We start from the raw sequence: 5,338 nt of genomic DNA, 5'->3' as shown, positions 1-5,338 counted from the left end.
GGGGTCCGCCGGCCGGTACCGCCCGCCCTGTAGGGGGGGCCGGACCGCCACTGCCGCCCCGGGGGGTTTACGGGTAGCGGGCCTGCGGATCACGTGATCCGCGGGCCCTCTCCCGTACATCCGCGCCGGCGGCCCGGTCGACGGCTCAGGCCACGAACGTCCGGGGCGCCTCCGCGCCCGCTCCCGCCCCCGAACCGACCAGCTCGGCGGCGGCCGCGAGCCGCAGGGCCGCCTCGTCCGCGACCGGCCCGCCGACCGTGAACGGCAGCCGGACGTACCCCTCGAAGGCGCCGTCGACCCCGAACCTGGGCCCGGACGGCACCCGCACCCCGACCTGCTCCCCGGCCACCGCGAGCCGCGATCCGGAGAGGCCGCCGGTGCGCACCCAGAGCGTCAGACCACCGCGCGGTACGACGAACTCCCAGTCGGGCAGCTCCCGCCGCACGGCCGCGACCAGCGCGTCCCGGTTGCCCCGTGCCTGTTCCCGGCGGATCTGCACGGCCGCCCCCCAGCCGCCGGCGCGCATCAGCCAGTTGACGGCCAGCTGTTCCAGGACCGGGGTGCCCATGTCGGCGTAGGCGCGGGCCGCGACCAGGCTGCGGATGACGTCCGGCGCGGCGCGCACCCAGCCGATCCGCATGCCCGCCCAGAACGCCTTGCTGGCCGAGCCCACGGTGAGCACCGTGCTGCCCGCCGGGTCGAAGGCGCAGACCCGGCGGGGCATCCGCACGTCCTCGTCCAGGTGCAGTTCGTGCATCGTCTCGTCGACGACCAGGACCGTACCGGCCGAGCGGGCGGCGTCCACCAGCGCGCGTCGCCGGTCCTCGTCGGCCAGGGCCCCAGTGGGGTTGTGGAAGTCCGCGACGACGTACGCGAGCCGTGGGGCGGCGTCCCGCAGCACCTGGCGCCACCGGTTCAGGTCCCAGCCGCCGAGCCCCTCCTCCATGGCCACCGGCACCAGCCGGGCGCCCGCCTCCCGCATCAGCTGGAGGATGTTGGCGTAGCTCGGGGACTCCACCGCGATCCGTTCGCCGCGTCCCGCGAAGAGGTGGCAGATGGCGTCGATCGCGCCCATCGCGCCGGTGGTGACCATGATCTGCTCGGGCATCGTCGGGATGCCGTCGGCGGTGTACCGGTCGGCGATCGTCTGCCGCAGCGCGGGCAGTCCCGCCGGGTAGTCGCCGTGCGTGTGGGCGTACGGGGCGAGTTCCTCCAGAGCGCCCTGGACCGCCCGGGTGAGCCACGGTTCGGGGGCGGGCAGCGAGGCGCAGCCCAGGTCGATCATCGATCCCAGCGCCTCCGGGGGCAGCGGCTCCAGGCCCCGGGCGGGCAGCGGGTTGCCGGCCGGCACCGCTGTCCAGCTGCCGGCGCCCCGCCGGGACTCCAGGAACCCTTCGGCCCGCAGCGCCTCGTAGGCGGCGGCGACCGTCGTACGGCTGACGGCCAGGGCGAGCGCCAGTTCGCGTTCGGCGGGGAGCCTGGCGGCGACCGGGACCCGGCCCTCCAGGACGAGCAGCCGGATGCCGTCGGCGAGCGCGCGGTAGGCCGGTGGCCTGCGGTTGCCGGGGCCGGTCGGCCTGGGCTGCTGCGCGTGGAGCTGCCGGGCCAGCTGAGCCGCACCGACCGCCGAAGTCCACTGGGCCATGAGAATCAGTCCACCTTCCTCGGATTGGCCATGGTTGGCAGCCAATCCCCTGCCACAGAGTGACACGCAGCAGTCCACTACCACCACACCAGGGGGCACCACTTGTCCACCACCGCCGCCCGGCAGCGAACGCACCTCACCCGCCGGCTGATCCAGCTGTACGCGGGTCTCGCGCTGTACGGGGCGAGTTCGGCGCTGCTGGTCGTCGCCGGACTCGGGCTGGAGCCGTGGGGGGTGCTGCACCAGGGGCTCGCCGAGCGGACCGGGATCACCATCGGCGTCGTCTCGATCATCATCGGCGCGATCGTGCTGCTGCTGTGGATTCCGCTCCGGCAGCGGCCGGGGCTTGGCACCGTCTCCAACGTCTTCGCGGTCGGGATCGCGATGGACGGCACGCTGGCCCTCGTCCCCGATGTGCACGGGCTCGCCGCGCGGGCCGGGGTGATGGTGGCGGGCATCGTCCTGAACGGGGTCGCGACGGGGCTGTACATCGCGGCCCGGTTCGGTCCCGGGCCGCGCGACGGACTCATGACCGGGCTGCACCGGCGCACCGGCCGCTCCATCCGGCTCGTCCGCACGTCGATCGAGGTGGCGGTCGTGGTGACCGGCTTCCTGCTCGGCGGTTCCCTCGGCATCGGCACGGTCCTCTACGCGCTGGCGATCGGCCCGCTCGCCCAGTTCTTCCTGCGCTTCTTCGCGATCTCGGACAACGGCGGCCCCACGGCCACCGCCCCGTCGTCCGGGCAGGCGATACTGCCGCAGTGACTTCCGTACGCCATCCCTATCTGGACCACCCCGCCCCGCTCGCGTTCGCCCACCGGGGCGGCTCGGCGGACGGGATCGAGAACACCGCGGCGGCGTTCCGCCGGGCCGCCGGCGCCGGGTACCGCTACTTCGAGACCGATGTGCACGCCTCGGCGGACGGCCGCCTGGTGGCCTTCCACGACACCACGCTGGACCGGGTGACGGATGCCAGGGGCCGGATATCGGAGCTGCCGTGGAGCGAGATACGGCGGGCCCGGGTGGCGGGCCGGGAGCCGCTGCCCCTGTTCGAGGAGTTGCTGGAGGCGTTCCCGCAGGCGCGCTGGAACGTGGACATCAAGGCCGCGCCCGCCCTTGAGCCGCTGGTGGACCTGATCCGCCGGGCGGACGCCTGGGACCGGGTGTGCGTCGGCTCGTTCTCCGAGGCCAGGGTCGCCAGGGCGCACCGGCTGGCGGGGCCCCGGCTGGCCACCTCCTACGGAGTGCGCGGTGTGCTGGGCCTGCGGCTGCGCTCCTACGGCCTGCCGGCGGCGCTGCGCCCGGGTGCGGTGTGCGCGCAGGTGCCGGAGAGCCAGGGCGGTGTCCGCGTCGTGGACCGGCGCTTCGTGCGGGAGGCGCACGCGCGCGGGCTCCAGGTGCACGTCTGGACGGTCAACGAACCGGAGCGGATGGCAGCGCTCCTGGACCTCGGCGTGGATGGCATCATGACCGATCACATCGAGACGCTGCGTACGGTGCTGAGCGAGCGGGGGGCCTGGGCCTGAGACTCCGGGCCCGGTGGCGTCTCCACGGGGAGAGACAGGGGGGCGCAATGAGCGCCGAGACCGCGGACAGCGCCGAACCGGCCCAGGGCACGGCCGGGGCGACCGGCCCCGCCGAACGCCGGCGGGAGCAGCGCGGCTGGTACTTCTACGACTTCGCCTGTTCCGTCTACTCGACGAGCGTCGTCACCGTCTTCCTGGGGCCGTACCTGACCTCGGTCGCCAAGGCCGCCGCCGATGCCGACGGCTACGTCCGTCCGCTCGGCATCCCGATCCGCGCCGGGTCGCTGTTCGCGTACACGATCTCCGCCTCGATCGTCGTCGCGGTGATCCTGATGCCGATCGTGGGCGCCGCCGCCGACCGCTCGGGCCGCAAGAAGCCGCTGCTGGCAGCCGCCGCGTACGTGGGCGCCACCGCCACCGCCGCGATGTTCTTCCTGGACGGCACCCGTTATCTGCTCGGCGCGTTCCTGCTCATCGTGGCGAATGCCGCGATATCCGTGTCGATGGTCCTCTACAACGCCTATCTGCCGCAGATCTCGGAGCCCGACGAACGCGACGCGGTCTCCTCGCGCGGCTGGGCCTTCGGCTACACCTCGGGGGCGCTGGTCCTGGTCCTCAACCTGATCCTCTACACCGGCCATGACTCCTTCGGCCTCTCCGAGTCGGACGCCGTCCGGATCTGTCTGGCATCGGCCGGTGTCTGGTGGGGCGCCTTCACCGTCGTACCGCTGCGCCGGCTGCGCGACCGGCGGGTGGCACCCAGCGGCGGCGGGGCGGTCGGGTCCGGATGGCGGCAGTTGATGGCGACCCTGCGCGACATGCGCCGCCATCCGCTCACCCTGTCCTTCCTGCTGGCCTACCTCGTCTACAACGACGGCGTGCAGACGGTGATCTCCCAGGCCTCGGTGTACGGCTCCGAGGAGCTGGGCCTCGACCAGACCACGCTCATCACCGCGGTCCTGCTGGTCCAGATCCTGGCGGTGGCCGGAGCCCTGGGCATGGGCCGGCTGGCCCGGGTGTACGGGGCGAAGCGCACGATCCTCGCGTCCCTGGTCGTCTGGACGCTGATCCTGGTCGCCGGATACTCCCTGCCGGCCGACGCGCCGGTGTTCTTCTACGCGCTGGCCGCGGCGATCGGCCTGGTCCTGGGCGGCAGCCAGGCCCTGTCGCGCTCGCTCTACTCGCATCTCGTGCCGCGCGGCAAGGAGGCCGAGTACTTCTCGGCGTACGAGATGAGCGACCGAGGGCTGAGCTGGCTGGGGCCGCTGGTCTTCGGGCTCGCGTACCAGCTGACCGGCAGTTACCGGGACGCGATCATCTCGTTGGTGATCTTCTTCGTGGCCGGTTCCGTGCTGCTCGCGAGGGTGCCGGTCCGGCAGGCCGTGGCGGCGGCGGGGAACCCCGTTCCCGAACGGATTTAGACGTTGAAGTAAAAGGCCGGTAGTGTACGCCTTTGGCCTGCCCGGAGGACCGTTACTGCCAGTGGAAGAATCCAAACCGTTGGGTGACAACTTCTGCCAGATGTGACAAACCGGGCATTGGCGGGTACTTGAACCCTGGCAAACCTGAAAACTCAGCGCCACGACAGGCGACGCATGACCGGCAACGGGAATCTTTGCCGCCGACCGGACGTTGAGCCGGATGACGACGACAGCGACACCTGTCCTGTGGGCGACAAGCCCGGGAGGCACAATTCATGAGTGAGCGAGCTCTCCGCGGCACGCGACTTGTGGTTACCAGCTACGAGACGGACCGCGGCATCGATCTGGCCCCGCGCCAGGCGGTGGAGTACGCATGCCAGAACGGACATCGATTTGAGATGCCGTTCTCGGTAGAGGCAGAAATTCCGCCGGAGTGGGAGTGCAAGGCGTGTGGCGCCCAGGCACTCCTGGTGGACGGGGATGGCCCCGAGGAGAAGAAGGGCAAGCCTGCGCGCACGCACTGGGACATGCTCATGGAGCGGCGCACACGCGAGGAGCTGGAGGAGGTGCTGGCCGAGAGGCTGGCGGTTCTGCGCTCCGGAGCCATGAATATCGCCGTGCATCCGCGGGACAGCAGGAAGTCTGCTTGACCGCGTAGCACAGCACTGAGACAGAGCCGCGGGGGGGGGGGGGGGGGGGGTGGGGGGGGGGGGGGGGGGGGGGGGGGGGGGGGGGGGGGGGTTCGG

General features: G+C 72.2%; 5 protein-coding genes. 4 read left to right on the top strand and 1 reads right to left on the bottom strand.

Translation table 11 applies throughout. The annotated features are described in order from the left end of the window. Positions 1-145 precede the first annotated feature (145 nt). On the bottom strand, positions 146-1,645 hold the full coding sequence (locus tag ACGFU6_RS29115) for a PLP-dependent aminotransferase family protein (RefSeq protein ID WP_393615183.1): 1,500 nt from the start codon (positions 1,643-1,645) through the stop codon (positions 146-148). Positions 1,646-1,747: 102 nt separating this feature from the next. Here ACGFU6_RS29115 and ACGFU6_RS29110 point away from each other — a divergent pair, with 102 nt between their 5' ends. The 4 genes from ACGFU6_RS29110 (at position 1,748) to ACGFU6_RS29095 (ending at position 5,242) form a co-directional block, all read left to right on the top strand. Further along, on the top strand, positions 1,748-2,410 hold the full coding sequence (locus tag ACGFU6_RS29110; protein ID WP_393615181.1) for a YitT family protein: 663 nt from the start codon (positions 1,748-1,750) through the stop codon (positions 2,408-2,410). Further along, positions 2,407-3,171, top strand: coding sequence for a glycerophosphodiester phosphodiesterase (locus ACGFU6_RS29105; RefSeq protein ID WP_393615179.1), 765 nt, complete (start codon positions 2,407-2,409; stop codon positions 3,169-3,171). Before ACGFU6_RS29110 ends, ACGFU6_RS29105 begins: the two co-directional genes overlap by 4 nt. 47 nt (positions 3,172-3,218) lie before the next feature. Then, positions 3,219-4,592 carry an MFS transporter gene (locus ACGFU6_RS29100; RefSeq protein ID WP_393615177.1) on the top strand — a complete coding sequence of 458 codons (1,374 nt, stop codon included), beginning with the start codon at positions 3,219-3,221 and terminating at the stop codon, positions 4,590-4,592. Between the two features lie 275 nt (positions 4,593-4,867). Then, positions 4,868-5,242, top strand: a complete 375-nt coding sequence (locus ACGFU6_RS29095; protein ID WP_003959706.1) for an RNA polymerase-binding protein RbpA — start codon at positions 4,868-4,870, stop codon at positions 5,240-5,242. The last annotated feature ends 96 nt before the right edge of the window (positions 5,243-5,338 follow it).

It is taken from the genome of Streptomyces sp. NPDC048462 (assembly GCF_043200175.1).
Lineage (GTDB): Bacteria > Actinomycetota > Actinomycetes > Streptomycetales > Streptomycetaceae > Streptomyces.
Note: the sequence above shows the minus strand (reverse complement) of the source record. Positions and strands in the feature narration are given on the sequence as shown.

Coding starts and splice junctions, on each gene's coding strand:
- ACGFU6_RS29115 (WP_393615183.1), bottom strand. CDS start 1,645: ATGGCCCAGTGGACTTCGGCGGTCGGTGCGGCTCAGCTGGCCCGGCAG.
- ACGFU6_RS29100 (WP_393615177.1), top strand. CDS start 3,219: ATGAGCGCCGAGACCGCGGACAGCGCCGAACCGGCCCAGGGCACGGCC.
- ACGFU6_RS29095 (WP_003959706.1), top strand. CDS start 4,868: ATGAGTGAGCGAGCTCTCCGCGGCACGCGACTTGTGGTTACCAGCTAC.